The sequence below is a fragment of the Labrys sedimenti genome (assembly GCF_034424805.1).
Lineage (GTDB): Bacteria > Pseudomonadota > Alphaproteobacteria > Rhizobiales > Labraceae > Labrys > Labrys sedimenti.
The window spans coordinates 94,883-117,809 of the sequence record NZ_JAXOUF010000005.1 but is presented as its reverse complement, the minus strand read 5'-3'; the positions used below and the strand labels follow the sequence as shown (position 1 = coordinate 117,809).

General features: G+C 65.8%; 20 protein-coding genes. 8 read left to right on the top strand and 12 right to left on the bottom strand.

Annotated features, from left to right (window positions below):
* Positions 1-86: 86 nt before the first annotated feature.
* Positions 87-452, bottom strand: a complete 366-nt coding sequence (rpsP, locus tag U1R88_RS17465; protein ID WP_322432385.1) for a 30S ribosomal protein S16 — start codon at positions 450-452, stop codon at positions 87-89.
* Positions 453-506: 54 nt separating this feature from the next.
* Positions 507-2,078 (bottom strand): signal recognition particle protein, encoded by a 1,572-nt coding sequence (gene ffh, locus U1R88_RS17460; protein ID WP_322432384.1) that lies wholly within the window; start codon positions 2,076-2,078, stop codon positions 507-509.
* Between the two features lie 317 nt (positions 2,079-2,395).
* Here ffh and U1R88_RS17455 point away from each other — a divergent pair, with 317 nt between their 5' ends.
* Positions 2,396-3,325 carry a glutaminase gene (locus U1R88_RS17455; protein WP_322432383.1) on the top strand — a complete coding sequence of 310 codons (930 nt, stop codon included), beginning with the start codon at positions 2,396-2,398 and terminating at the stop codon, positions 3,323-3,325.
* Positions 3,326-3,327: 2 nt separating this feature from the next.
* Here U1R88_RS17455 and U1R88_RS17450 read toward each other — a convergent pair whose 3' ends face one another.
* A complete protein-coding gene (locus tag U1R88_RS17450; RefSeq protein WP_322432382.1) occupies positions 3,328-5,901 on the bottom strand; it encodes a polynucleotide kinase-phosphatase in 2,574 nt (857 codons plus the stop codon).
* Positions 5,898-7,265 (bottom strand): 3' terminal RNA ribose 2'-O-methyltransferase Hen1, encoded by a 1,368-nt coding sequence (locus tag U1R88_RS17445; protein WP_322432381.1) that lies wholly within the window; start codon positions 7,263-7,265, stop codon positions 5,898-5,900. Before U1R88_RS17445 ends, U1R88_RS17450 begins: the two co-directional genes overlap by 4 nt.
* 170 nt (positions 7,266-7,435) lie before the next feature.
* Between U1R88_RS17445 and U1R88_RS17440 the strand changes: the two genes are divergently transcribed.
* The 5 genes from U1R88_RS17440 (at position 7,436) to hisN (ending at position 14,342) form a co-directional block, all read left to right on the top strand.
* Positions 7,436-7,948 (top strand): DUF1993 domain-containing protein, encoded by a 513-nt coding sequence (locus tag U1R88_RS17440; RefSeq protein ID WP_322432380.1) that lies wholly within the window; start codon positions 7,436-7,438, stop codon positions 7,946-7,948.
* 87 nt (positions 7,949-8,035) lie between these two features.
* Positions 8,036-9,292 carry a metallophosphoesterase gene (locus U1R88_RS17435; RefSeq protein WP_322432379.1) on the top strand — a complete coding sequence of 419 codons (1,257 nt, stop codon included), beginning with the start codon at positions 8,036-8,038 and terminating at the stop codon, positions 9,290-9,292.
* Positions 9,289-12,753, top strand: coding sequence for an ATP-binding protein (locus tag U1R88_RS17430; protein WP_322432378.1), 3,465 nt, complete (start codon positions 9,289-9,291; stop codon positions 12,751-12,753). The genes U1R88_RS17435 and U1R88_RS17430 overlap by 4 nt, the downstream gene beginning before the upstream one ends.
* A gap of 118 nt (positions 12,754-12,871) precedes the next feature.
* Entirely contained in the window at positions 12,872-13,183 is a 312-nt protein-coding gene (locus tag U1R88_RS17425; RefSeq protein ID WP_156771603.1) for a hypothetical protein, read from the top strand.
* Positions 13,184-13,553: 370 nt separating this feature from the next.
* Positions 13,554-14,342 (top strand): histidinol-phosphatase, encoded by a 789-nt coding sequence (gene hisN / locus U1R88_RS17420; protein ID WP_068291189.1) that lies wholly within the window; start codon positions 13,554-13,556, stop codon positions 14,340-14,342.
* A gap of 195 nt (positions 14,343-14,537) precedes the next feature.
* On the opposite strand, the gene U1R88_RS17415 is transcribed toward hisN, so the two are convergent.
* From U1R88_RS17415 to U1R88_RS17405, 3 genes are all read right to left on the bottom strand, one after another.
* The gene (locus tag U1R88_RS17415) at positions 14,538-15,494 is read right to left on the bottom strand and encodes an alpha/beta hydrolase (RefSeq protein WP_322432377.1); all 957 of its coding nucleotides are present in this window, start codon (positions 15,492-15,494) and stop codon (positions 14,538-14,540) included.
* Positions 15,495-15,628: 134 nt separating this feature from the next.
* Positions 15,629-16,102: a hypothetical protein gene (locus tag U1R88_RS17410; protein WP_322432376.1), complete on the bottom strand. Its 474-nt coding sequence runs from the start codon at positions 16,100-16,102 to the stop codon at positions 15,629-15,631.
* Between the two features lie 264 nt (positions 16,103-16,366).
* On the bottom strand, positions 16,367-17,215 hold the full coding sequence (locus tag U1R88_RS17405; protein WP_322432375.1) for a helix-turn-helix domain-containing protein: 849 nt from the start codon (positions 17,213-17,215) through the stop codon (positions 16,367-16,369).
* A 152-nt stretch (positions 17,216-17,367) separates the two neighbouring features.
* On the opposite strand from U1R88_RS17405, the gene U1R88_RS17400 reads away from it, so the two are divergent.
* Complete coding sequence (locus U1R88_RS17400; protein ID WP_322432374.1) at positions 17,368-18,300, top strand: fatty acid desaturase; 933 nt, start codon at positions 17,368-17,370, stop codon at positions 18,298-18,300.
* A gap of 113 nt (positions 18,301-18,413) precedes the next feature.
* Here U1R88_RS17400 and U1R88_RS17395 read toward each other — a convergent pair whose 3' ends face one another.
* Positions 18,414-18,995 carry an AprI/Inh family metalloprotease inhibitor gene (locus U1R88_RS17395; RefSeq protein WP_082979895.1) on the bottom strand — a complete coding sequence of 194 codons (582 nt, stop codon included), beginning with the start codon at positions 18,993-18,995 and terminating at the stop codon, positions 18,414-18,416.
* A 261-nt stretch (positions 18,996-19,256) separates the two neighbouring features.
* On the opposite strand from U1R88_RS17395, the gene U1R88_RS17390 reads away from it, so the two are divergent.
* Positions 19,257-19,475 carry a hypothetical protein gene (locus tag U1R88_RS17390; RefSeq protein WP_068291173.1) on the top strand — a complete coding sequence of 73 codons (219 nt, stop codon included), beginning with the start codon at positions 19,257-19,259 and terminating at the stop codon, positions 19,473-19,475.
* A gap of 43 nt (positions 19,476-19,518) precedes the next feature.
* Here U1R88_RS17390 and U1R88_RS35685 read toward each other — a convergent pair whose 3' ends face one another.
* The 4 genes from U1R88_RS35685 to sdhA form a co-directional block, all read right to left on the bottom strand.
* Positions 19,519-19,773 (bottom strand): hypothetical protein, encoded by a 255-nt coding sequence (locus U1R88_RS35685; RefSeq protein WP_425545448.1) that lies wholly within the window; start codon positions 19,771-19,773, stop codon positions 19,519-19,521.
* On the bottom strand, positions 19,668-20,216 hold the full coding sequence (locus U1R88_RS17385; protein WP_322432372.1) for a nucleotidyltransferase domain-containing protein: 549 nt from the start codon (positions 20,214-20,216) through the stop codon (positions 19,668-19,670). Before U1R88_RS17385 ends, U1R88_RS35685 begins: the two co-directional genes overlap by 106 nt.
* 2 nt (positions 20,217-20,218) lie before the next feature.
* Positions 20,219-20,998, bottom strand: a complete 780-nt coding sequence (locus U1R88_RS17380; protein WP_322432371.1) for a succinate dehydrogenase iron-sulfur subunit — start codon at positions 20,996-20,998, stop codon at positions 20,219-20,221.
* Between the two features lie 89 nt (positions 20,999-21,087).
* Positions 21,088-22,914 carry a succinate dehydrogenase flavoprotein subunit gene (gene sdhA, locus U1R88_RS17375; protein ID WP_322432370.1) on the bottom strand — a complete coding sequence of 609 codons (1,827 nt, stop codon included), beginning with the start codon at positions 22,912-22,914 and terminating at the stop codon, positions 21,088-21,090.
* Positions 22,915-22,927 lie beyond the last annotated feature (13 nt).

Genomic DNA, 22,927 nt, shown 5'->3' with positions numbered 1-22,927 from the left:
TTCTTGGGGGTTTAGGCAGTTCCTGGTGGGGCTTAAGCCTCACCCCCGACCCCTCTCCCAACTTGGGAGAGGGGAGCAGGATAACCTTACTCGGCGGCTTCGCTGGCCGCAGCCTCTGCCTTCTTGGCCTTCTCGGCGGCGCGGTCCTGCGCCTTCTTGCCGGGAACGGCCTTGACCGGGTTGTTGCGGGCTTCGCGAGCCAGCAGGCCGGCCTCGGCGAAGTGACGCAGCACGCGGTCGGTCGGCTGGGCGCCCTTGGCGATCCAGGTCTTGGCGGCTTCCAGGTCGACGGTCCAGCGCGACTTGCCCGAATCCTTGGCGATCATCGGGTCATAGGTGCCGAGCTTCTCGATGAAGCGGCCATCGCGCGGGGAGCGCGAATCGGCAACGACGACCGCGTAGAACGGACGCTTCTTGGCGCCGCGGCGGGCGAGACGGATCTTGAGGGACATGGGTAACTCCGTTTGTCAGTGTGTTCGTCAGTGAGGTGAAAGGGTTTCGGGCGGCTATTTCTTCTTGCCGCCGAAGGGGAAGCCCGGCGGCAGGCCGCCCGGCAATTTCGGTCCGCCGAGGCCGGGAAAGCCAGATCCTGGAAGATTCGGCAGCTTGGGGCCACCCGGGCCGAAATTCGGCATCTGCGGCGGCAGCTTGGGCATTTCGGAGGGCATGCCCGCAGGCATCTGGCCCTTGGCGAGGGCGTCGAGGGCACCGGGCGGCAATTGCGGCATGCCGCCGCCCAGGCCGAACATCGAGGCCATCTTGCCGAGCGCGCCCTTCTTGGCGCCGCCCATCTTCTTCATCATGTCCGCCATCTGCATATGCATCTTCAGCAGGCGGTTGATCTGCTCGGGCGTGGTGCCGGAACCGGCGGCGATGCGGCGCTTGCGGGAGGCCTTCAGGATATCGGGCTTGCGGCGCTCCTCGGGGGTCATCGATTCGATGATGGCGCGCTGGCGCTTGAACAGCTTCTCGTCGAGATTGGCGTTGGCGAGCTGGTCCTTGATCTTGCCCATGCCGGGCAACAGGCCGAGCATGCCGGACATGCCGCCGATCTTCTCCATCTGGACCAGCTGCTCGCGCAGATCGTCGAGATCGAAGGCGCCCTTCTGCATCTTGGCGGCGATCTTGGCGGCCTTCTCGGCGTCGATCGTCTCGGCGGCCTTCTCGACCAGGGAGACGATGTCGCCCATGCCGAGGATGCGGTTGGCGATGCGGGCAGGATGGAAATCCTCGAGCGCGTCGACCTTCTCGCCGGTGCCGACCAGCTTGATCGGCTTGCCGGTGACGGCGCGCATCGACAAAGCGGCGCCACCGCGGCCATCGCCGTCGAGGCGGGTGAGCACGATGCCGGTGATGCCGAGGCGCCCGTCGAAGGCGCGGGCGGTGTTGACGGCGTCCTGGCCGGTGAGGGCGTCGGCCACCAGCAGCACTTCATGCGGCTCGGTGACGGCCTTGACCTCGGCGGCCTCGGCCATCAGCGCCTCGTCGACGGTGGTGCGGCCGGCGGTGTCGAGCATGACGACGTCGTAGCCGCCGAAGCGGGCGGCATCCATAGCGCGCTTGGCGATCTGCACGGCGGACTGGCCCGCGACGATCGGCAGCACGGAGACGTCCACCTGCTTGCCGAGTACGGCAAGCTGTTCCATGGCGGCGGGACGGCGGGTATCGAGCGAGGCCAGCAGCACCTTCTTGCCGAATCTGTCGGTCAGGCGCTTGGCGATCTTGGCGGTCGTGGTGGTCTTGCCGGAGCCCTGCAGGCCGACCATCAGGATCGGCACCGGCGGCACCGCCTGCAGGTCGATGGCCTGGCCCTCGCCGCCGAGGGTCTCGATCAGCACGTCGTTGACGATCTTGACGACCATCTGGCCGGGGGTCACCGACTTCAGCACCTCGGCGCCGACGGCGCGGGTGCGGACCTTGTCGGTAAAGGAGCGCACGACGTCGAGCGCGACGTCCGCCTCGATCAGCGCACGGCGGATCTCGCGCATGGCTTCGCCGACATCCGCCTCGGTGAGGGCGCCACGCCGGGTGAGCTTGTCGAGCACATCGGACAGACGTGCGGAGAGACCATCGAACATTCGTCTTTTCCTGTTTGGCTTCGATTGAGATATCGGAGCCATCGTCCTGCAAGGCAAGGCGCACAACGCAAAACACGCCCGTGGGCGCATCGCGCTGACGGGCGTTGGCCTCCATCCTCCAGGGATGGTCGGCGGAAGGGCGTCTTACTCTGTAAGAACGAGGCGGGATGTAGGGGATATGGGCCGGGGAGTCAAGGAAAGGGCATCGCGGCAGCCGGATGAGGGGTGAACCATCGCCTCGCTTCCCAATACCCCTTCCCAAACCGCCGCCGATTTGCGCTAAGGGAGAAGACCGCCATCGAAACCCGAGACCCGCCTTGCCCCAGCTTGATGAGATCGTCACCGAAATCGCGCAGGAGATGGCCGAGCGCAGCGACCGCGGCGAGGTGGCGAGCTACATTCCCGAGCTTGCCCGTGTCGACCCCAGGCATTTCGGCATCGCCGTCATCGATGCCGAGGGCAATGCCCATATCGGGGGCGACGGCGACATGGCCTTCTCGATCCAGAGCATCTCCAAGGTCTTCACCCTGACCCTCGCCCTCGGCAAGGCCGGCGACCGGCTGTGGCGCCGGGTGGGACGCGAGCCCTCGGGCAGCGCCTTCAACTCGATCGTGCTCCTGGAGAACGAGAAGGGCATCCCGCGCAATCCCTTCATCAATGCCGGCGCCATCGCCGTCACCGATCTGATCCTCTCCGGCCACCAGCCGCGCGAGGCCCTGGGTGAGATCCTGCATTTCATGCGCTTCCTCGCCGACGATCCCTCGATCGCCATCGACGAGGCGGTGGCCGCTTCCGAGCAGCGCACCGGCTTCCGCAACGCGGCTCTGGCCAACTACATGAAATCCTTCGGCGTGCTCGACAATCCGGTCGACTACACGCTCGGCGTCTATTTCCATCACTGCGCCATCGCGATGTCCTGCCGGCAACTGGCGATGGCGGGGCGGTTCCTCGCCTGGCAAGGCCGCAACCTCTCCACCGGCCACCGGGTGGTGCAGGCCGAGCGCGCCCGCCGCATCAATGCGATCATGCTGACCTGCGGCCATTATGACGGCTCGGGCGAGTTCGCCTATCGCGTCGGCCTGCCCGGCAAGAGCGGCGTGGGCGGCGGCATCCTCGCCGTGGCGCCTGGCAAGGCCTCCATCGCGGTATGGGCGCCGGGCCTCGACGCCAACGGCAATTCCCATCTCGGCCGCATCGCCCTGGAGATCCTCACCCGCCGCATGGGCTGGTCGATCTTCGGGGGGTGACGTCAAAGCCTGGGATCGATCGGCTCGCTCTCCAGCGCCAGAATGGCAAAGACGCATTCATGCACCTTGCGCAGCGGTGCGCCTGATACGAATCGGGTCAACGCCTCATGCCCGAGGGCAAATTCGCGCAAGGCCAAGGCGCGCTTGCCGCCTAGGCCCCGGGCCCTCAACCTGTCGAGATTGCCCGGAAGATCATATTCCGGCCCATAGATGATGCGTAGATATTCGCGCCCACGTACTTTCAAAGCTGGCTGGATCAGGCCTTTCTGTCCTCTCGGCACGAAAGCGAGGGGCTTTGCCACCATGCCTTCCCCGCCTCCAGCCGTCAGCTCTTCCCACCACGCCACGGCCGCTTGGCAAGCTTCCGCGTCGTCGAGGTCGACCGACCGCATCGACGTGGCCATCACGGTCGGCGCCCCGGTGCGCGCCAGGCGGCGCGCCATGTCCATATGCCAGTCGTGATCCCTGTCGAAATGGACGCCGCCTTCGCTTGCCAGAATGTGGAAGGGAGCAACCTTGAGATCATCGATGCCTTTGACCGGCCAGGTATAGGGGGCCCAGGCGGTCGCATAGCGATCGGCGCGATCGGCCCGTTCGGCAAGGCGTTGGCCGAGGAGGCGCGCATCGGAGAGCGGCACCCTCGCCGCATGGCGTTCGGCTGCCGCCAGCCCCGCGCGCAGGCCCGCTCGCGCGGCGATGCCGACGGGCTCGTATTGCTGGCGGATCAGGCCCGAAGCCTTGGCGGACCACGGCATGATCTCGGCGTCGAAGATCAGCCAGTCGGTCGACAGCTCGCTCCACAAATCCTCTTTGTCTACCGTCGACCGGATGCGATCGAGCAGGGCCTCGGTCATAGAGACGTCGGAGAAGAAGGCCCGGCCCGTTCGCGTCCAGATCGCGCCGGTCGTGCCGGACAGGCTGGCGAAACGGCGCCTCGCCACCTGGTCGTCGCGGCAGAGGGCGATCACGGCGCGCGAACCCATGTGCTTTTCTTCGAGGACGACCCGGGACTGGCCGCGTTCGCGATAGTAGGCGAAGGCCTGTTCGGGGCGCTCGAGCCAGCCTTCCTCGGTACTGGTCTCGACGGGTGACATGGTCGGCGGCAGATAGGTGAGCCATTGCGGGGCAATGGCGAAGCGGCTCATCACTTCGAGGGCCGCGGCGGCATTTTCCTCCGGAACCACGATGCGGCGCAGCAAGGTGGTATCGATCCAGCGGCGTCCCGAAACGTCCGCATAGTCGACCAGCACATCGGCTTCGGCCTGAGCACTGAGTTCGGACGGCGCCGGGGTGAGAGGGCGCACCGGCACGCTGTAGATCCGTTCGGCCCCGACACTCACCGGTTCGCGCTCGGGCCAGCGCAAGGCGGTGAGCTTGCCGCCGAACACGCAGCCGGTATCGATGCAAAGCGTATTGTTGAGCCATTCGGCTTCCGGAACGGGCGTATGGCCATAGACGATGGTGCTTGCGCCACGATAGGCCGTTGCCCAGTCGAGCCGTACCGGCAGGCCGAATTCGTCGGTTTCCCCGGTCGTTTCACCATAAAGCGCGAATTCACGCACCGCTGGCGAACCACGGCCGATCATCTCTTCCTTCAGGCCGGCATGGGCGACGGTGAGACGGCCGCCATCAAGCCAGTAGTGGCTGCGCAACTCGTCGAGGAAGGTCTTGACCCTGGCCTGGAAGGCGGGCGGCTCGGCCGAGAGCTGATCGATCGAATCCTGCAGGCCGTGATTGACCGCGACCTTGCGCCCGGCCATCCAGCGCATGAGCTTGCTGTCATGATTGCCCTGCACGACGAAGCCGTGCCCGGCGGCCACCGCTGCCATGGCGATGCGCAGGACCTGCGGCGTCTTCGGCCCGCGATCGACGAGATCGCCGACGAAGACCAGCTTGCGTCCCTCGGGCGGGATCACCGCGAGATCTTCCCCTTCTCCCTCGATGCGGTAGCCGAGCTTGGCGAGCAGGTTTTCCAGTTCGTCCGCGCAACCATGCACGTCGCCGATGATGTCGAACGGCCCCGTCTCGCCGCGCTTGTCGGTCCACAACGGCTTGCGTGTGACGATGGCGGCGTCGACCGCCTCCACCGAGGAGAGCTTCCAGACCTGCCGGAAACCTTCATGGGCAAGATTGCGCAGGCCCTTGCGGATTTCCTGGACCATGCGCTGCGGCACCTTCGGGCCGAAGGCGCGGTCGGGTCGCTGCTTGTTGCGTTCGATGCAGACGTCGAGGCCGGGATCGATGACGATCGCCACCGGCAAGGCGTGCCAGCGCCGGGCCAGCGCGATCCAGTCCCGCCTCTCGGAGGCGCGGACATTGGTGGCGTCGATCACGGCAAGGCGACGGTTCTTCAAGCGCTTTTCGGCGATGGCCCGCACCAGGTCGAAAGCATCCGCGGAGATGGCTTGGTCGTTCTCGTCGTCGCAGACCAGGCCGCGGCAGTGATCAGACGAGATCACTTCCGTCGGGGCGAACCAGCGCGAGGCGAAGGTCGACTTGCCCGAGCCGGTAGCTCCGATCAGGACGACCAGCGAGAAGTCGGGCAGTTCCAGCTTGGTGGGATCAGGGGCTCTCATCGACGGAACACCACCATTTGCGAGGGAGCGCCATGATCGGGATGGGTAGGACCGAGCCCGGCATGTTCGGCCGTGTAGCCGTACCGGGTTTCGATATCGGCGGCCCAGGCCCGCATCTCGGCCCTGGTCCATTCGAAACGATGATCGGGATGGCGAAAGGCGCCAGCGGAGAGCTTCTCGAACAACACGTTATGGTCCGCATTGGGCGTGGTGATGATCACGGTCTTTGGCTTGGCGGCCCCGAAGACAACCTCCGCCAGCGCCGGAAGGCGGTCGGAATCGAGATGTTCGATGACCTCGACCAGCGCCACCGCTTCGGCGACGTGCCAGCGAATATCACGATAAGTGAGAGCCCCGTGCAGGAGCTGGACCCGCTTTTCCCTGCCGCTGTCGAGTCGGAGCTTCTCGGCCGCCCGCTCCAGGGCCTGGGAAGATGCATCCAATCCGATGATGGAACGGAACTGACGATTCTTGACGAGGCGCCCGATCAGCTTGCCCTCGCCGCAGCCAAGATCCGCCACGATGCCGGCACCCGTTGCGGCAAGGGCATCGGCGACGGCATCGAGGCGAATGTCGTGCAGGCGCAGAGGTGCCTCGAGCTTTTCCTCGCTGTCCTGTCTTGGCGTCGTGGTGTCGTCGTCGAGTTCGCTTTCCTCCGCCACCAGTTTCGCCAGGGCCGCACGGACGAGATGGCGGCGGCGCTGGAGATAGCGGAAGGTGATGGTTTCGCGCGCCGGATGGGCTTTCAGCCAGGCGCCTCCCTTGGCGATCAGCTTCTCCACCTCGTCCTCACCGATCCAGTAATGCTTGTCGGCGTCGAGAACCGGAATCAGCACATAGAGGTGATTGAGCGCCTCCGCGACGGTGAGCGTGCCGGAGAGCCGCAACTCGACATAGGGGGACGGGCCATCGCTCCCCGCTATGGCAGTGAGTTCCACGGTCCAGCCCAGCGGCTCGAAAAGTTCGGCCACAAGGCTGGGGGAGCCGTGCACCGGCAGGGGCGTGAGGCGAATTTCGAGCGGAAGCGGCGTTAGGGCGAGGTCCGGGCGCTCGCGCGAGGTGCCCGCCATGGCCGAACGGAAGGCCCGATTGAGGGCGACGCTCAGAAAGGACGAAGCGGCATAGGGGCGATCGTTGACATAGCGATCAAGCAGGCCGTCGCCCGCGCCGCGGCCGCGCACGAGGCCCACGGGGTCGACATCCAGGATCAAGGCAGCTTCGCAGCGCGAGGCTTCGGCCTGCGGAAACAGCACATGGGCCTTGCCGAACGAAAGCTCGACCTCATGCACCCGATCGGGGTGCTTCATCAGCAAAAAGCCGAGATCGGTGGCAGGCTGGTATGTCGTGGCGAGGGAAAGAAACATGGCGATGTCGGCGTTGCTGAACTTGTGGGCAGCCGTGGCCAGCCTCCATGTTTAGAGCAGAAGCGTCGTGCATTGCCTAGTGACCAGTACCGGAACGGAAGGCCATAGCTTTGGCGGGCTCAGCCGAGTACAAGGGGCCGGCCACACCTTGGACGGATGCGGAGGAACTCATGTCGCTTTCATACTACCAGGCCACCGTGCCGGTCTTCGTGCACACCTTGGAGGCGCTTTCGGCGATCCTCGACAAGGCGGCCGCCTTTGCAGAGGCCAAGAAGGTCGATCCGGTGGTGATGTGCGGGCTCAGGCTCACCGCCGACATGCTGCCGCTTTCGCGCCAGGTCAGCACGAGCTGCGATTTCGCCAAGCTCTGCGTGGCGCGGCTTTCCGGCGTGGAGGCGCCGAAATTCAACGATGACGAGAAGGATTTCGCCGAGCTGCGCTCGCGCATCGCCAGGACGCTGGAGTTCATCCGCTCCGTGCCGCAGGCCGCTGTCGAGGCCGGCGGCGGGCGCGTGATCAGCCTGAAGATCGCCGGCACGCAACGCGAATTGAAGCCCGACGACTATCTCAACTTCTATGCCCTGCCGAATTTCTTTTTCCACGCCACCACCGCCTACGCCATCCTGCGCGCCAACGGCGTGGAACTCAGCAAGAAGGACTATCTCGGCCCGCTGTTCGATTGACGGGCCCTTCTGGGACCGCAGGCGTCTCGCCTGCGGTCCCGGGAAAGCCACCTCGACAAAGCGCTGCAATCGATCCTAAAAGCGCTGATGCGCTTTCGCTTCGTCCACGCCGCCGATCTGCATCTCGACAGCCCCATGCATGGACTGACGGCCCGCCAGCCCGAGCTGGCGACGCTGTTTGCCCGGGCGACGCGCGAGGCCTTCGAGGCGCTGATCGACGAGGTGCTGGCCCGGCAGGCAGCTTTCCTGGTGATCTCGGGCGATGTCTATGACGGCGACTGGCGCGACTATCACACCGGCCTGTTCTTCGCCGCCCAGCTGGCGCGGCTGTCGCGCGCCGGCATTCCCACCTACCTGATCCAGGGCAATCACGACGCCGAGAGCCAGATCTCGCGCAAGGTGACGCTGCCTGCTTTGGTGCATTCTTTCGGCACCCGCAAGGCCGAGACCCTGGAGCTGCCCGAGCTGAAGGTCGCCTTGCATGGGCGCAGCTTCGCCGAGCGTTCCCTGAGCGATAATATCGTACGCGATTTTCCGCCGGCGCGCCCGGGCTGGTTCAATCTCGGTTTGCTCCATACCTCCCTGGACGGCCGGGCCGGCCATGCCTCCTACGCGCCCTGCACCCTCACCGATCTCAAGGCCCGCAACTACGACTACTGGGCGCTCGGCCATATCCATGCGGCCGAAATCGTCGCCACCGATCCTCCTGTCGTCTTCCCCGGCAATCTCCAGGGGCGGCATGTGCGCGAAAGCGGGCCGAAAGGCGCCATGCTGGTGGAGGTCGAGGACGGGACCGTCGCCTCGCTGACGCCCTTGGTGCTCGACAAGGCGCGCTGGAGCCATCGCCGCGTCGCAATCGGCGAGGCGGCGACGCTGGCCGAGGTGCTGGCCCGGGTCGAGACTGCTTTGCGGGAGGAAATCGATGCGGCGGGCGAGCGCCCGCTCGCCCTGCGCCTGACGCTGACGGGTGAAACACCGGCCCATGACGGACTTGCCGCAGACGCCCAGCATTTGCGGGCCGAGATCCAGGCGGCAGCCGACCGGGTGAGCGAGCGGCTCTATATCGAGCGCATCGAGCTTGCCACCGCGCCCCCGCAGATCGCGCTGGACGAAACCGTCGGCTTTGCCGATCCGCAGGGACTGCTGGCCGGGCTGGAGACGGAGCCGGATTTTGAAGCCGGCCTGGCCGGTATCGTCGAGGACATCCTCGCCAAATTGCCGGACGAGGTCCGCCAGGCCGTGCGCGGCGAGGAGATCGGCGCCGGGCTGGTGGACGAGGCGCGCGCCGTCGCCCTGGCGCGGCTGCGCCGGGGCGGCAAGGCGGGTGCCGGAGAGGCGGCATGAAGCTCACCCGCCTCGATCTCGACCGCTACGGTCCCTTCACCGGGACGCGTCTCGACTTTCGCCCCGATGCCGATCTGCACATCGTCTATGGCCCGAACGAGGCCGGCAAGAGCTCGGCTCTGTCGGCGATCACCGACCTGCTCTATGGCTTTGAGCCGCGCAGCCCCGCCAATTTCAGGCATCGCTACGAGGATCTGAAGATCGGTGCTGAACTGCAGCACGCCGATGGCAGCGCCTTGCGGTTCTGGCGGCGCAAGCGGCTGAAGAATTCCCTCACCGATGCCGAAGACGCGCCGCTCGACGACGGGCTGCTCGAGCCGCTGCTGAGCGGCATCTCGCGCGAGGTCTTCCTGGCCGCCTTCGGGCTCGACCAGGCCGGCCTGCGCGAGGGCGCCCGCCAGATGCTGGCGGCCGAAGGCGAAGTGGGCGAAAGCCTGTTCGCCGCCGCCTCTGGCCTGAAGACCCTGGTTTCGGTCCGCGCCGGGCTGGAGAGCGAGGCGGACGGGTTGTTCGGGGCGCGCAGGTCGAACAAGCGCGCCTTCTATGAGGCGCAGGAGCGCTACGATCAGGCCCGCCGGGCGCTGCGCGAGCAGTCGCTGCGAGCCGATGACGTGCGCTCGCTCGAAACCGAGATCGAGGCCGGGGAAGCGCGGGCGCGTGCCCTGGCCGAGCAGTTGCGCCAGGCCGGAATCCGGCGTGCCCGCATCGATCGCGTCCGCCGCGTCGCTCCCCTGCTCGCCCGGATCGGCAAGGCCGAGGCGGCCCTGGCTGCTCTCGAGGCCCGGCCGGATCTGCCCGACGGTTTTGCCGCCGAGATCGAGGGGGCGCTGGCCCGGGCCGAGACTGGCCGCGAGGCCATGGCCCGCCTGGCGCGCGAGGTGGACGATGCCGAGCGGGCCCTGGCTGCGATCACCGTCGATGACGATGTGCTGGCGGCAGGCGAGGCGATCACGGCCCTCAACGAAGAGCGCGCCGCCCTGGCCAAGGCGATGCTGGACCTGCCGCGCCGGGAGGCGGAGGCACGGGAAATCGCCGATGACCTCGACGGTCTCGCCCGCCGGCTCGGTCAGAAGGATCGGGCCGCCCTTTCGGCCCTGAGCCCGGATGACCTCGCACTCGAGCGTATCCGCGTGCTGGCCGAACGCCGGCGCGAGATCGAGCGGGAGGCGGGCGAAAGCGCTCGCGCCGCTGAACGGGCCCGCGAAACTATCGAGGCACTGCACCGCAAGACGGCTGCCGTCCAGGCGAGCGCCGATCCCAGTCCCCTGCGCCAGCGCCTGAAAGCCATGCAGCCCGTTTTGGCGGAAGCCGGCACCATCGAGGAGCAGGAAGGCGAGTTGGCACGGCGCCGCGCCCGCCAGCAGGACAGGTTGGCTCGGTTGTCGCCGGCCGTGCCGGACGAGCACAAGCTCTGGGCCTGGCGCGAGCCATCCGAGGAGGCGATCACCCAGGCCGAGCGGGCCCTGGCGGCTCTGGAGAGCACGGCCCGGGAACAGGAAGCCGAAGTCCGGCGGCTGCGGGAGGCCCTGGCAGAAGCCGACGCGCTCCTGGCCCAGACCGAGGGCAGGGATGGACTGATCGACGATGCCATGCTGGCCCGCGAACGGTCGGAGCGCGATGCTTTGTTCGAGGCCGTCCTCAGCCAACCCTCGGCGGCGGCAGCGAAGGCCTATCGCAAGATCGTCGCTGCCGTGGATGACCTTGCCGACCGCAGGCTGGCGCAGGCCGAGCATCTGGCTCGCCGAGAGGTGGTTCGTCGGACGCGCGACAAGGATGCTGCAGCTCTTGCCCAGACCGAGACCGGGATCGCGGCGCGTTTGCATGAAAGCGAGCGGTGCAGTCAGGCCTGGCAAGCCCTGTTCGCACCGCTCGGTTGCCAGGCGGCGACGCCAGCGGCAATGCGCCGCTTTCTGGCGGAACTTGCTGGGTTGCGCGAGGAACGCCAGGCGCTGCGGGATCTGGAACTCAGGATCGAGCGGGGCCAGCGGCGTCTGTCCGGGGAGCGGCCCGGCCTCGAGGCGCTTGCCGCCGAAATCGGCATTGCCGGTGCGTCGACGCAAAGCCTGCCCAGCCTTGCGCGGCTGATCGAGGATGGTCTCGCCGCGCTCGAACTCGGGGCTCGGGAGGCCCGCTCGCTCGCCGATCAACTCGAAGCGAGCCGGGCCGAGCTTGCCCGGGCCGAAAAATTGCAGGAAGCGGCCGAGGCCGCGCGTGCCGCCACCCAGTCGGACTGGGTGGCGGCGCTCGCCGTTCTCGGGCTGGCACCGGAGGCGAGCCCCCAGGAAGCCGCCAAGGCGAGCGAGCTGTGGATCGCCGCGCAGGGCAAGCTGGCCCAACTCGGCAGCCTGGAGCACCGGATCGCCAGCATTCTCGACGATCGCACCACCTTCGCGCAGCGGGCCGCCGGCCTGGTCGACAAGCTCCCTTCCGAGGCGAGCGGCGAGCCGGCGGAGACCGCTTTCGGCCTGATGGCGGCGCTGACGGCGGCCCGCGACGCGGCGATCCGGCGGCGCACCGCACGGGAGGGCCTGGATCGCTACCGCGCCGCGCTGACCAAGGCGGAGGCGGCTCAAAAAGGCCATGACGAAGCCATTGCCGGTCTGGCCGCCACGGCCGGCTGCGAGGCCGCAGGACTTGCCGCGCTTGCCGCTGATCTCACGCTGCGCGCCGGCCTCGAGCGCGAACTCGCCGCAGTGCGGGCGGAACTCGGCGGGCAGGGCGATGGCCTGGAAGAGGGCGCGTTGCGGGCCGAGGCGGCCGAGATCGGCATCGACGAGGCCGCGGGCGAGAGCGAGGCCGTGCAGGCCGAGCTCAACGGCCTGATCGAAGCGGACAAGCAGGCGGCTCTCACCCTCGGGGACTTGCGGCGGCGGCGCGAGGAGATCGAGCGGGAGGCCGGCGCGGCCGGGGCCGCCCAGGCGCTGGAGGATGCCCGCAGCGACCTTGCCCGCATCACCCATGACTATCTGGTGCTGAAGACGGCCTCCCTGCTGCTGGAGGCGGGGCTGGAACGCCAGCTCCGTTCCGAGCAGGGGCCATTGATTGCGCGGGCGGGCGGCCTGTTCGCCACCATTACCGCTGGCGGCTTTGCCGGCATCGCCACGCTCTATGACGAGGCCGACAGGCTGCGCCTTGCCGCGCGCCGGCCCGATGGGGGCACCACCGACATCGGCGGCCTGAGCGAGGGCACGCGGGACCAGCTTTATCTGTCGCTCCGCCTCGCCCATCTCGAAGCCATGGCGGCACGGCGCGAGGTGCCGCCTTTCGTCGGCGACGATTTGGTGATGACCTTCGACGAAGAGCGCGTCGCCGCTGCGCTGCAGGTGCTTGCGGCCAAGGAATCGGGGCTCCAGAAGATCCTGTTCACCCACCACCGCCATGTGATAGAGATCGCCCGCGAACGCCTGGGGCCGGCCGTCGACATCGTCGCGCTGGACCCGCAAAACCCGTCCGAAAGCTGACGGAAGCGTTCATAGTCCATTCAGCTTGTACCCCCTAAAGTGCATCCCATGAGTTCAAGGGCACAAAGCAGCTACCGATGGTGGCGCTTCTGGAGCGCCCTTCCGTGAGGAATTGATCATGTTGAAGAAAATTCTCGCATCGGCCCTGGTTGTTGCCACTGTTGCCGGTGCCTCGATGGCGACCACCGGCACCGCCGAAGCTCGCTATGGCCGTGGCGGCGCCTTCGCCGGCGGTGCGGCAGCCGGCCTCGTCGGCGGCCTGCTCCTGGGCGGCGCGCTGTCAAACCGTGATCGCGGCTATGATTATGATGACGGCTATTACGAGCCCGCGCCGGTCTATGTGCAGCCCCGCTGCTGGTTCGAGCGCCAGCGCGTGCCGAACCAGTACGACTACGGCTATCATGTCGAGCGCGTGCGCGTCTGCCGCTAATCGAATTTCACGGTAGCGTCCCGGCACCGGCCCCGACAGGCGGCTGGCAGCCGGGCCCCGGAACCCCGCCGCGAGGCGGGGTTTTCATTTTCAAAAACCGGTTTGCTCCGGCGGGAATCTGCTCTAGAGCAGAGCCCGTTCAGACCGAGACGCGCTTTGCTCCAACTCCTCGTTGACATGCCTTTGCGTGCCCCGGCGATTTCGCCGGAACGCAAAAGGCTCTAAAGCGTCTTGCGATTTGGTGGAATCACCAAGAATCGCAAAGACGCGTCGGATCAACAAGCTAGAGAAAAAAGCGTTCACGCCTGAACGCGTTTTGCTCTAGGGGAGACCGGCGCAGACGAAGCGCTCTGGCCGCGCGGAGAAAAAGATGGCACCGGTGGATTTCGAAGCCTTCGTGGATGAGCTCGCCAATGTTTCGGGCACCACGATCCTGCCTTTCTTCCGTTCGGCCCTGGCCACGGAAGACAAGTCCGGCGGCGGCAATTTCGATCCCGTCACCGAGGCCGACCGCGGCGCCGAGGCGGTGATCCGCCAGAAGATCCGGGCGATGTTTCCCAGCCATGGCGTGATGGGCGAGGAGTATGGCTCCGAGCGCCTCGATGCCGAATTCGTCTGGGTGCTCGATCCGATCGACGGTACCAAATCCTTCATCTCCGGCATGGTCGGCTGGGGCACGCTGATCGGCCTCCTGCGCAACGGGCAGCCCTGCTATGGCATGATGCATCAGCCCTTCACGCGCGAACGTTTTTCGGGCGATGGCGGTTCGGCGAAATATCGCGGCCCCGGCGGCGAGCGCGCCATGCGCACCCGCTCCTGCGCGAGCCTCGCGGACGCCGTGCTCTACACCACCAGCCCCCGCCTGATGGCCGAGCCCGACCGGGCACTCTTCTCTGCCGTGGAAGAGAAGGTGAAACTCTCGCGCTATGGCGGCGATTGCTATGCCTATGCCATGCTGGCGATGGGCCTGGTCGATCTGGTGATCGAAGCCAATCTCCAGCCCTACGACATCACGGCCCTGATCCCGATCGTGGAAGGCGCCGGCGGCGTCATCACCACCTGGGACGGCGGTCCCGCCCAGGCCGGCGGCCGCATCGTCGCAGCAGGCGATGCGCGCGTGCATGCGGCAGCGCTTTCCCTGCTGCAGGCACAGGGCTGAGGATATTCTGGGGCCGCAGGCGTCTCGCCTGCTTTTCCCATCCTGCGTTGCGCTGCCAAGGGCAGGCGAGACGCCTGCAGTCCCAGACTTATGCCAACCTTCATATATCTTGACCGTTGCGTGTGGATGGAACGCTGTCATTCCCCTCGCTACGCTCAGCCGGGGATGACAAGTCAGGCATTTCGTGGGTTGGTATTACGCCTGCGTGCCGGGAATGAAGGCGTCGAAGGCGGCCCAGAAGGCCTCGCGGATGGCGTCGCGTTCCTGGGTGATCTCGTGGCGCGAGCCGGGCAGGGTCAGGGTCCGGGTGGCATAGAGCTTGGCCGCGAAATGCTGGGCGGCCGGCGAGGAGACGACGTGATCGTCGCCCGCCAGCAGGATCAGGGTGGGGACACGCCAGTCAGCCCCGAAGCGGGGATCGGCCAGCCGGTCCATCACCCGAAAGGCAGCGCGGACCCAGCCGATCGTCGGCCCCCCGATGGCAAGCTCGGGCGCGTCGCGGGCGATGCGGGCGGCGCGTTCATAGCGGGCCTTGTCCGAGGTCACCGGATTGCCGTCGAAAGGCTTGAGCCCGACCGGACGGGGCGACCAGCCCGGCACAATCAGCCGTCCCAGCCCGAGCCCGCCGAGGACACGGGCGAGCCAGCGCGCACCGGGCGGTTTGCGGTCGATCTCGATCATGGGCGCCGTGACGACGAGCCGGTCGAACCAGATCGAGCCGGGCGGCAGATTGGCGAACAGGATGGCGCCTCCCATCGAATGGGCCAGCGCATAGAAGGGGCCGGGGCATTCGGGCAAGGCGATCTTGCGCATGAAAGCGTCGAGATCCGGCCCGAAATCGCCGAAATCGTCGATATGGCCGAGGCGCCCGTCGCGCAGCAGGCGGTCGGACCCGCCTTGCCCCCGCCAGTCGAGGGTTGCTACGGCAAAGCCCCGCGCCCGCAAGTCGCGGATGAGTTCGAAATATTTCTCGATGAATTCGGAGCGCCCCTGGAACAGGCAGACCGTTCCCCTGGGATGCGGCGACAGCGAGGGCCAGCGCGCCGTACGTAGCGTGATGCCGTCCCGGGTGGTGAGCGCCTCGACGATGGCGCCGGCCGGGCAGGGATTGTCGGGGCTGTCGTGGAGGCGGGGGCCTGTTGGCTGGAGCATGACTTGCTCCTTAGCATCTTTTGCTTCGGCAGCGTCAAATAACGAGCCCGCCCGCGCTGGGGGCGCAGGCGGGCTGCCGGACCGCTCCGGAGCACGCCGAGCTATCGAGCCGTGAACTGAACTGTGGCTCGAGCCTACCAGCGTGGACCACTCCAGGGACGCGGCGGGACCCAGCTGTCATTGTCCCACTGCCGGGGAGGGCGAGCCCAGCCCAGTTGCCGCAATCCCGTAATTTCGGTGGTATGGCCGTCGATGACGATGAGCACGCGCCCGCCTTCCGAACCCTCCGCCTCGGCGATATAGCTGTCGCCGCGTACCCGCTTGATGACGACATTGTGGTATCCTCGGCCCGCGAGGCTCGAAATGATGGCACGCGGCGGCAGCAGCCGCGGGTTGCCTGCCATGTCCGGTCCTTGGTCCGGTCCCTGGCCGACCTCGTCGGGAGCCTGGGGAAGGCCTCGATTGCGCCCCAAGCCCGGCGCCTGTTGCGGCGTCTGGGCGTAATTGTTCAGCGAATTTTGCGCGAAGGCGGCATTCACATCGGTCTGAAGGCCCAGAGTCAGGAGGGCCAGACCGGCAATCACCCCCAAAAGGGCTCGGCAGGGCATGAAGCTTCTCCAGACCGGATCCTAGAGCGGTGTATGACTGGCCGGAATCACCAGCAACCGCAAAGAGGCTTTGAAACAAAGAGTTGGGACAATCGAGCATTCAGTCGCGAATGCCCTTTACTTGAGGCGGACCATAACCGGGTTTGTGTGAACAATCGTGCAAGCCCTCGTTCACGTGGCGTTCATCTTGCGTGAGACATGCGGCTCTCGTCCGCGCTGGCCCTGGCCTGCCCGCGCTCCGGTTGCTGTTCCAGCCAATTCCGCTCAGTCGAGAGAGGCGCCGAGGTCGCGCAGATAGGTGGCCGCGACATGGGGCTGCACCGTGGCGGTACGCACGATGTCCTCGAAACGGCGCGTCAGCATGCGGATATGCTCGCTGGCATTGAGGACCAGATAGGTCGGCCCGAGATAAACGGCGGCACGCGAATTGCCATAGATGGTGAAGGGTGCCGAATAGGTCTGCCTGAGATCGTATAAGTTGAGCCGAAGTGTCGGATAGAGCTCATCCACCAAGGCGGCCATGGTGTTGAACTGGGCCCGGCGGCCGGCGATGTCGAAGCCTTCCCATTGGGCCTGGCCCCGCGCGAAGAGTTCCAGTGCCTGAACGGAGACACAGGCTTCCATCTCGCCGCCGTCGCGGATCGACGCGATGATCAGCCGTCTGCGTTCGGCCAGGGCCGGGTTGGAATCGAGGCCGAGCGCTGCCGCATATTCGAATTGCATGACCTCGTCCGTCTTCAGAAAGTCGGGAAAGCTCATCGGCACGGTACGCAGCTTGCGTCCGGCTGCCTCGGCGTGCCAGCGCAGGAAGCGCTCGTTGAAGGGGGCATGGGCCTGCGTCTCGATGGTCAGCACAGCTTCCACCAGTTCGGCGCCGATCTGCTCGCGCTGGCTGAGGCCGAGCAGCCAGTCGATCGAGATGCGGCACCCCTTGGCGATGGCGGCCAGGGTCTCGGCCCTGGGCAGGCGGTCGTTATCCGCCGACAGCAATTGCGACAGGGTGGAACGGTCGATGCCGACATGGCGGGCAAAGCCCGCCTGGTTGAGGCCCGTCTGGGCGATGACCCGCTCGAGCCGATCGCGAAAGCTCTGTGCCGCGGTAGGATGTGCCATTTTTTGCCCTAGATGTTTATAACAGTCAACAAACAATGAAATTATCTACAAGAGAGATTATTGGACGACAAATGTCAATGTTATGCGACAACACAATCCTTGTGTGATTTAGGCTTTCGCCGCATCATTGCTGTAATTGTGGAGTGATTTGAATGCGTAAGGCTGAGATTGAGGCGCGGCGGAGACGGAAGGCGGTCGAGTGGCCGACCATCGTTCTTGCGTCTATAATCTATAGTCTTTGGGGGATATTAACCTATTTCCATGCGGCAATTCCGCTCTGGATCTGGATGCCGCTCGGGGCCTGGACGGTCGCCTGGCACGCCTCCCTCCAGCATGAGATCATTCACGGCCATCCGACCACGAACCGCACCCTCAACCGCTGGATCGGCTGCTGGCCACTGCTTTTGTGGCTGCCCTATGAATCCTATCGCATCAGCCATCTGCTGCATCACCGGGACGAGCGGCTGACCGACCCGCTCGACGATCCCGAATCGCATTACTGGACGCAGGAGCAATGGGACCGGCTCGGCCGCTTCCATGCCTGGGCGATCCGCGCCAATTCCACCTTCCTCGGCCGGATGACCATCGGTCCGGCGCGGGCGATGTCGACCTTCCTCATGCGCGAAGCCCGCGCCGTGTGGAATGGCGAGCCGATGCATCGCCGAATCTGGACCAGCCATGCCCTGCAACTCTTGGTCGTGCTGGCCTGGCTGGTGCTGATATGCGATCTCAATCCGCTGATCTATTTTGCAGCGATCGTCTATCCGGCTACGGCGCTGATGCTGGTGCGTTCCTTCGCCGAGCACCGTGCCGAGAACGAGGTGGAAGAGCGTACGGCCATCGTCGAGAACGCGCCGGTCTTCGGGCTGCTCTTCCTCTACAACAATCTGCATGTCGTGCATCACGACAATCCGATGATGCCCTGGTACGAGATCCCAGGCTGGTACCGCGCCAATCGCGAGCGGGTGATTCGCGAGAATGGCGGCCTGGTCTATAACGGCTATTGGGATGTAGCCCGGCGCTATTTCATCACCGAACACGACACGCTGATCCATCCCTATGGGCGGGCGCCCGTGCAGGGATGAGTTGGACAGGGCCGGCTCGTCCGCCGGCCGCCGTTCCTTGTTCGCCGGGATCTATAAAGACAAAGGACAGGCCTCGGGCCTGCCCTTCGGCATGTGCTTGCTGAAAGAGCCCTTTAGCGGGTCATCCGGATCTTGGCGCCCGATAGCGTGGCCGCGCCTTCGTAGGCGCCGTCGCCCGTCGGGAACAGGCGCACCGCCGTGCGGCCGCCCGGCTCGAGCAGGTCGATCTCCTGGCCGCGTTGCTGCCAGGCATTGACCTTGGCGAGCGAACCGGCCTGGCAGCCCGAGGGGGAGGCGCGGTAGACGTCGAGCAGGGCCTGGCGCGTCAGCGAGATGTTGCAGCTGCCGCGTGCGGCATCGGAGATCTTCCAACTGCCGGAGATGCTGCTGGTAGAGGAGGGGCGCGGTGCCGTCGGCAGGGCGGCGACCTGATTGCTCGGCGGGGCAAGCGAAGTGGAAGGCGCAGCAGCGGTGCCGCCGGGCGTCGCCTCGCCGCCGGCGGGCGGCAGGGGCTGGGAGGTCACGTCCTCCGTCGGTGCCGCCATCAGCGGCTCCGGCGCCGGCACAGGCCGGCCGGCATCCGGCGGAGGACGTTGGGAACTGCCGAAATCGAAGGCGTCGCCGAGACGAGTCGATGACGCACACGACGCCAGCAGCAGGGCACAGGGTAGAATTGCCAGCGCGGAAAATCTCATCGGTCCATCCGGTCCCAGTCAGAGTTAACAGGTACTGCCAATATCAGATCGAGGCAGGTGGCGACAGCAAGAAGCGTAATGCCGCATGCGATAATCGGCCGGACAATCCCGCATACCGTAGGGGAAGTCGGATAGCGAGAATGCACGACCCTGTTGAGCTGGTTCTGTGTCGATTCTTTGATAGGCCGGATGATCTTAAGGCTTGCTTAAATCAATTCCGCCAAGGTGTGGCCTGAACGTCACACGTCCCGGAGAGATTCCATGGCTGCCCCAAGCGCCGTTGCAGTGCTGGTTGCCCTGTCGACGATGACGTCTGCAGCCGCTCCGATCGGCCGCGTCGACAGCAATCTCGAACTGCCCAAGCTCACGCTCCACGCGCCCGCCACGGTGCCGGCCGCCGCCTCGCCGCGGCTCGACCGCAACGAACTCGACAAGCAGCCGCCGGTGGAAGACGTCGACGTCACCGGCCCGGTGCGGTGAGGAGAACCATCCGCGAGCCCTGGCCGGTATTCGGCCGTGATACCTACGCGGCGTTGTGAATCCATGTGCGAAGAAAGGCGTCTGCGGCTTCTATGTCGTTCGCTGATTTGCGCTGGGCAGGGCGCCGGGCGCGTTGTTCTCCGTCCTGCACTTCGGCATGGATCAAGGCGTCCAACGCGGGATTCCGGGGGATCAAGCCGAACTCCCTCTCCTTCTTCTTCTGTTCGTGCAGTCCTGCCAGGGTTTCGAGAATGGTGTCCAGCAGGCACGTCTCCCGGGTGAGCCTGCCGAAGTCCATCGGTGGGACGGCAGTCGCACCGTGCAAACGGAGAGAGCCTTCTCGTCGAGCCGGGGCCTGGCAAAGTCGAGGATGGCAGAAGCGAAAGCGTCATCGTCCCCATAGTGAATGGGCGATTGCAGCCATTCAAGAATCACTGCATTCGACTTGAAGATAAGCTTCAGCGTCTTGGCGAGATCCCACCCGGCGAAATCGAGCTCATCGGAAATGGGTCGTTCAATCACATCACGAGGTGGCTCGATGGACAGATAGTCCTGGGCGTCTCTGACATAGACAAAGCGGACATCGTAATCGCTGTCGGGAGACCAGAACCCCCAAGCACGACTGCCCGACTCGACTGCCAGCAAAATTCGGGCATTCTCTTCGGCCCGAATCTGCTCGAGCCTTTGCTGGATAGCCCGGCGCATCGGTGCCGATACAGGCTCTTGCGAGGCAAGTGCCATGCTTACACCTGCCTTGCCACCATCATCTTCTTGATTTCGGCGATTGCCTTGGCCGGGTTCAAACCCTTCGGGCAGGTCTGGGCGCAGTTCATGATGGTGTGGCAGCGATAGAGCTTGAAGGGATCCTCCAGCTCGTCCAGGCGATCGCCGGTGCGCTCGTCGCGGCTGTCGATCAGCCAGCGATAGGCCTGCAGGAGGGCAGCCGGGCCGAGATAGCGGTCGCCGTTCCACCAGTAGCTCGGGCAGGAGGTGGAGCAGCAGGCGCACAGGATGCACTCGTAGAGGCCGTCGAGCTTTTCACGGTCGCCATGGGACTGGCGCCATTCCTTCTCGGGCTGGGGCGTGTCGGTCTTCAGCCAGGGTTCGATCGAGGCATGCTGGGCGTAGAAACGCGTGAGATCGGGCACCAGGTCCTTCACCACCGGCATATGCGGCAGCGGATAGATCTTGATCACGCCCTTGATGTCTTCCATGGCCTTGGTGCAGGCCAGCGTGTTGGCGCCATCGATGTTCATGGCGCAGGAGCCGCAGATGCCTTCGCGGCAGGAGCGGCGGAAGGTCAGCGTCGGATCGATGGTGTTCTTGATCCAGATGATGGCGTCCAGCACCATCGGGCCGCAATCGTCGAGATCGACGAAATAAGTATCGGTGCGCGGGTTCGTCTCGCCGTCCGGATCGTAGCGGTAGATCTTGAACTCGCGCAGATTCTTCTGGCTCTCCGGCTTCGGCCAGACCTTGCCGCCGACGATGCGGGAGTTCTTGGGAAGTGTGAGCTGAACCATTTTCGGGTCTCTCGTGGGCAGCGGCAAGGCGCCCGGATAAGTCGATGGATGTCAGGCTGGCGGTGGCTCGCGTCAGCGAGCCGCCTTTCTCAATAAACGCGCGCCTTCGGCTCGATATACTGGACGTCGTTCGACATGGTGTAGGTGTGCACCGGCCGGTAATCGATGCTGACGGACTTCTTCTCGGTGTCGGCCCAGGCCAGCGTGTGCTTCATCCAGTTCTGGTCGTCGCGGTTGGGGAAGTCCTCGCGCGCATGAGCGCCGCGGCTTTCGGTGCGGTTCTCCGCGCCGTCCATGGTGACCACGGCCTGGCCGATCAGATTGTCGAATTCCAGCGTCTCGATCAGGTCCGAATTCCAGATCAACGAGCGATCGGTGACACGGACGTCGTCGGCATTCTGCCAGACCTGGTGGATCTTCTCCTTGCCCTCGGCAAGGGAGGCCCCGGTACGGTAGACCGCGCAATCGTTCTGCATCACGCGCTGCATCGAGAGCCGCAGCTCCGCCGTTGGCGTGCTGCCCTTGGCATAGCGCAGGCGATCCAGGCGGGAGAGGGCCTTCTCGGCCGAATCGGCCGGCAGATCGGCATGTTTTTCGCCGGGCTTGAGCGTCTCGGCACAACGCAGGCCCGCCGCGCGGCCGAAGACCACGAGGTCGATCAGCGAATTGGAGCCGAGGCGATTCGCGCCGTGCACGGAGACGCAGGCCGCCTCACCCAGCGCCATCAGGCCGGGCACGATCGCATCGGGATCGTTGCCCTTCTTGGTCAGCACTTCGCCGTGATAATTGGTGGGGATACCGCCCATGTTGTAGTGCACCGTCGGCAGCACCGGGATCGGTTCCTTGGTGAGGTCGACGCCGGCGAAGATGCGGGCCGATTCGGAGATACCCGGCAGGCGCTCGGCCAGGATCTTGGGATCCAGATGGTCGAGATGCAGGAAGATGTGATCCTTGCGCTTGCCGACCCCGCGGCCTTCGCGAATCTCCATGGTCATGGCGCGCGAGACCATGTCGCGCGGGGCGAGGTCCTTCACCGAGGGGGCGTAGCGCTCCATGAAGCGCTCGCCTTCCGAATTGGTGAGGTAGCCGCCTTCGCCACGGGCGCCTTCGGTGATCAGGCAGCCGGCGCCATAGATGCCGGTGGGATGGAACTGCACGAATTCCATGTCCTGCAGCGGCAGGCCGGCCCTGAGGACCATGGCATTGCCATCGCCCGTACAGGTATGGGCCGAGGTTGCGGTGAAATAGGCACGGCCATAGCCGCCGGTCGCCAGGATGGTGCGGTGGGCGCGGAAGCGATGGATGGTGCCGTCATCCATCTTCAGCGCCACGATGCCGCGGCAGCGGCCTTCCTCGTCCATGATCAGGTCGAGGGCGAAATATTCGACGAAGAACTCAGCCTGGTGCTTGAGCGCGGCGCCATAGAGCGTGTGCAGCATGGCGTGGCCGGTTCGGTCGGCGGCGGCGCAGGTGCGCTGGGCGATGCCCTTGCCGAAATCGGTGGTCATGCCGCCGAACGGGCGCTGGTAGATGCGGCCGTCCTCGGTGCGCGAGAAGGGTACGCCCCAATGCTCGAGCTCGTAGACGGCAGCCGGCGCGTTGCGCACCAGATATTCGATGGCATCCTGGTCGCCTAGCCAGTCCGACCCCTTGACGGTGTCATACATGTGGAAGCGCCAGTCGTCGCGGCCCATATTGCCGAGCGAGGCGGCGATGCCGCCCTGGGCGGCCACGGTGTGGGAACGCGTCGGGAAGACCTTGGTGATGCAGGCGGTGCGCAGTCCGGCCTCGGAACAGCCGACCACGGCGCGCAGGCCCGCACCGCCGGCGCCGACCACCACGACGTCATAGGTGTGGTCGGTGATTGGATAGGCGGTGCCCAGGGCGGAGGGTTGAGTGAGGGTGCCTTCGGCCATAAATCATACCCCG

Coding starts and splice junctions, on each gene's coding strand:
- rpsP (WP_322432385.1), bottom strand. CDS start 452: ATGTCCCTCAAGATCCGTCTCGCCCGCCGCGGCGCCAAGAAGCGTCCG.
- ffh (WP_322432384.1), bottom strand. CDS start 2,078: ATGTTCGATGGTCTCTCCGCACGTCTGTCCGATGTGCTCGACAAGCTC.
- U1R88_RS17450 (WP_322432382.1), bottom strand. CDS start 5,901: ATGAGAGCCCCTGATCCCACCAAGCTGGAACTGCCCGACTTCTCGCTG.
- U1R88_RS17445 (WP_322432381.1), bottom strand. CDS start 7,265: ATGTTTCTTTCCCTCGCCACGACATACCAGCCTGCCACCGATCTCGGC.
- U1R88_RS17440 (WP_322432380.1), top strand. CDS start 7,436: ATGTCGCTTTCATACTACCAGGCCACCGTGCCGGTCTTCGTGCACACC.
- U1R88_RS17435 (WP_322432379.1), top strand. CDS start 8,036: ATGCGCTTTCGCTTCGTCCACGCCGCCGATCTGCATCTCGACAGCCCC.
- U1R88_RS17430 (WP_322432378.1), top strand. CDS start 9,289: ATGAAGCTCACCCGCCTCGATCTCGACCGCTACGGTCCCTTCACCGGG.
- U1R88_RS17425 (WP_156771603.1), top strand. CDS start 12,872: ATGTTGAAGAAAATTCTCGCATCGGCCCTGGTTGTTGCCACTGTTGCC.
- hisN (WP_068291189.1), top strand. CDS start 13,554: ATGGCACCGGTGGATTTCGAAGCCTTCGTGGATGAGCTCGCCAATGTT.
- U1R88_RS17415 (WP_322432377.1), bottom strand. CDS start 15,494: ATGCTCCAGCCAACAGGCCCCCGCCTCCACGACAGCCCCGACAATCCC.
- U1R88_RS17410 (WP_322432376.1), bottom strand. CDS start 16,102: ATGCCCTGCCGAGCCCTTTTGGGGGTGATTGCCGGTCTGGCCCTCCTG.
- U1R88_RS17405 (WP_322432375.1), bottom strand. CDS start 17,215: ATGGCACATCCTACCGCGGCACAGAGCTTTCGCGATCGGCTCGAGCGG.
- U1R88_RS17400 (WP_322432374.1), top strand. CDS start 17,368: ATGCGTAAGGCTGAGATTGAGGCGCGGCGGAGACGGAAGGCGGTCGAG.
- U1R88_RS17395 (WP_082979895.1), bottom strand. CDS start 18,995: ATGAGATTTTCCGCGCTGGCAATTCTACCCTGTGCCCTGCTGCTGGCG.
- U1R88_RS17390 (WP_068291173.1), top strand. CDS start 19,257: ATGGCTGCCCCAAGCGCCGTTGCAGTGCTGGTTGCCCTGTCGACGATG.
- U1R88_RS35685 (WP_425545448.1), bottom strand. CDS start 19,773: ATGGACTTCGGCAGGCTCACCCGGGAGACGTGCCTGCTGGACACCATT.
- U1R88_RS17385 (WP_322432372.1), bottom strand. CDS start 20,216: ATGGCACTTGCCTCGCAAGAGCCTGTATCGGCACCGATGCGCCGGGCT.
- U1R88_RS17380 (WP_322432371.1), bottom strand. CDS start 20,998: ATGGTTCAGCTCACACTTCCCAAGAACTCCCGCATCGTCGGCGGCAAG.
- sdhA (WP_322432370.1), bottom strand. CDS start 22,914: ATGGCCGAAGGCACCCTCACTCAACCCTCCGCCCTGGGCACCGCCTAT.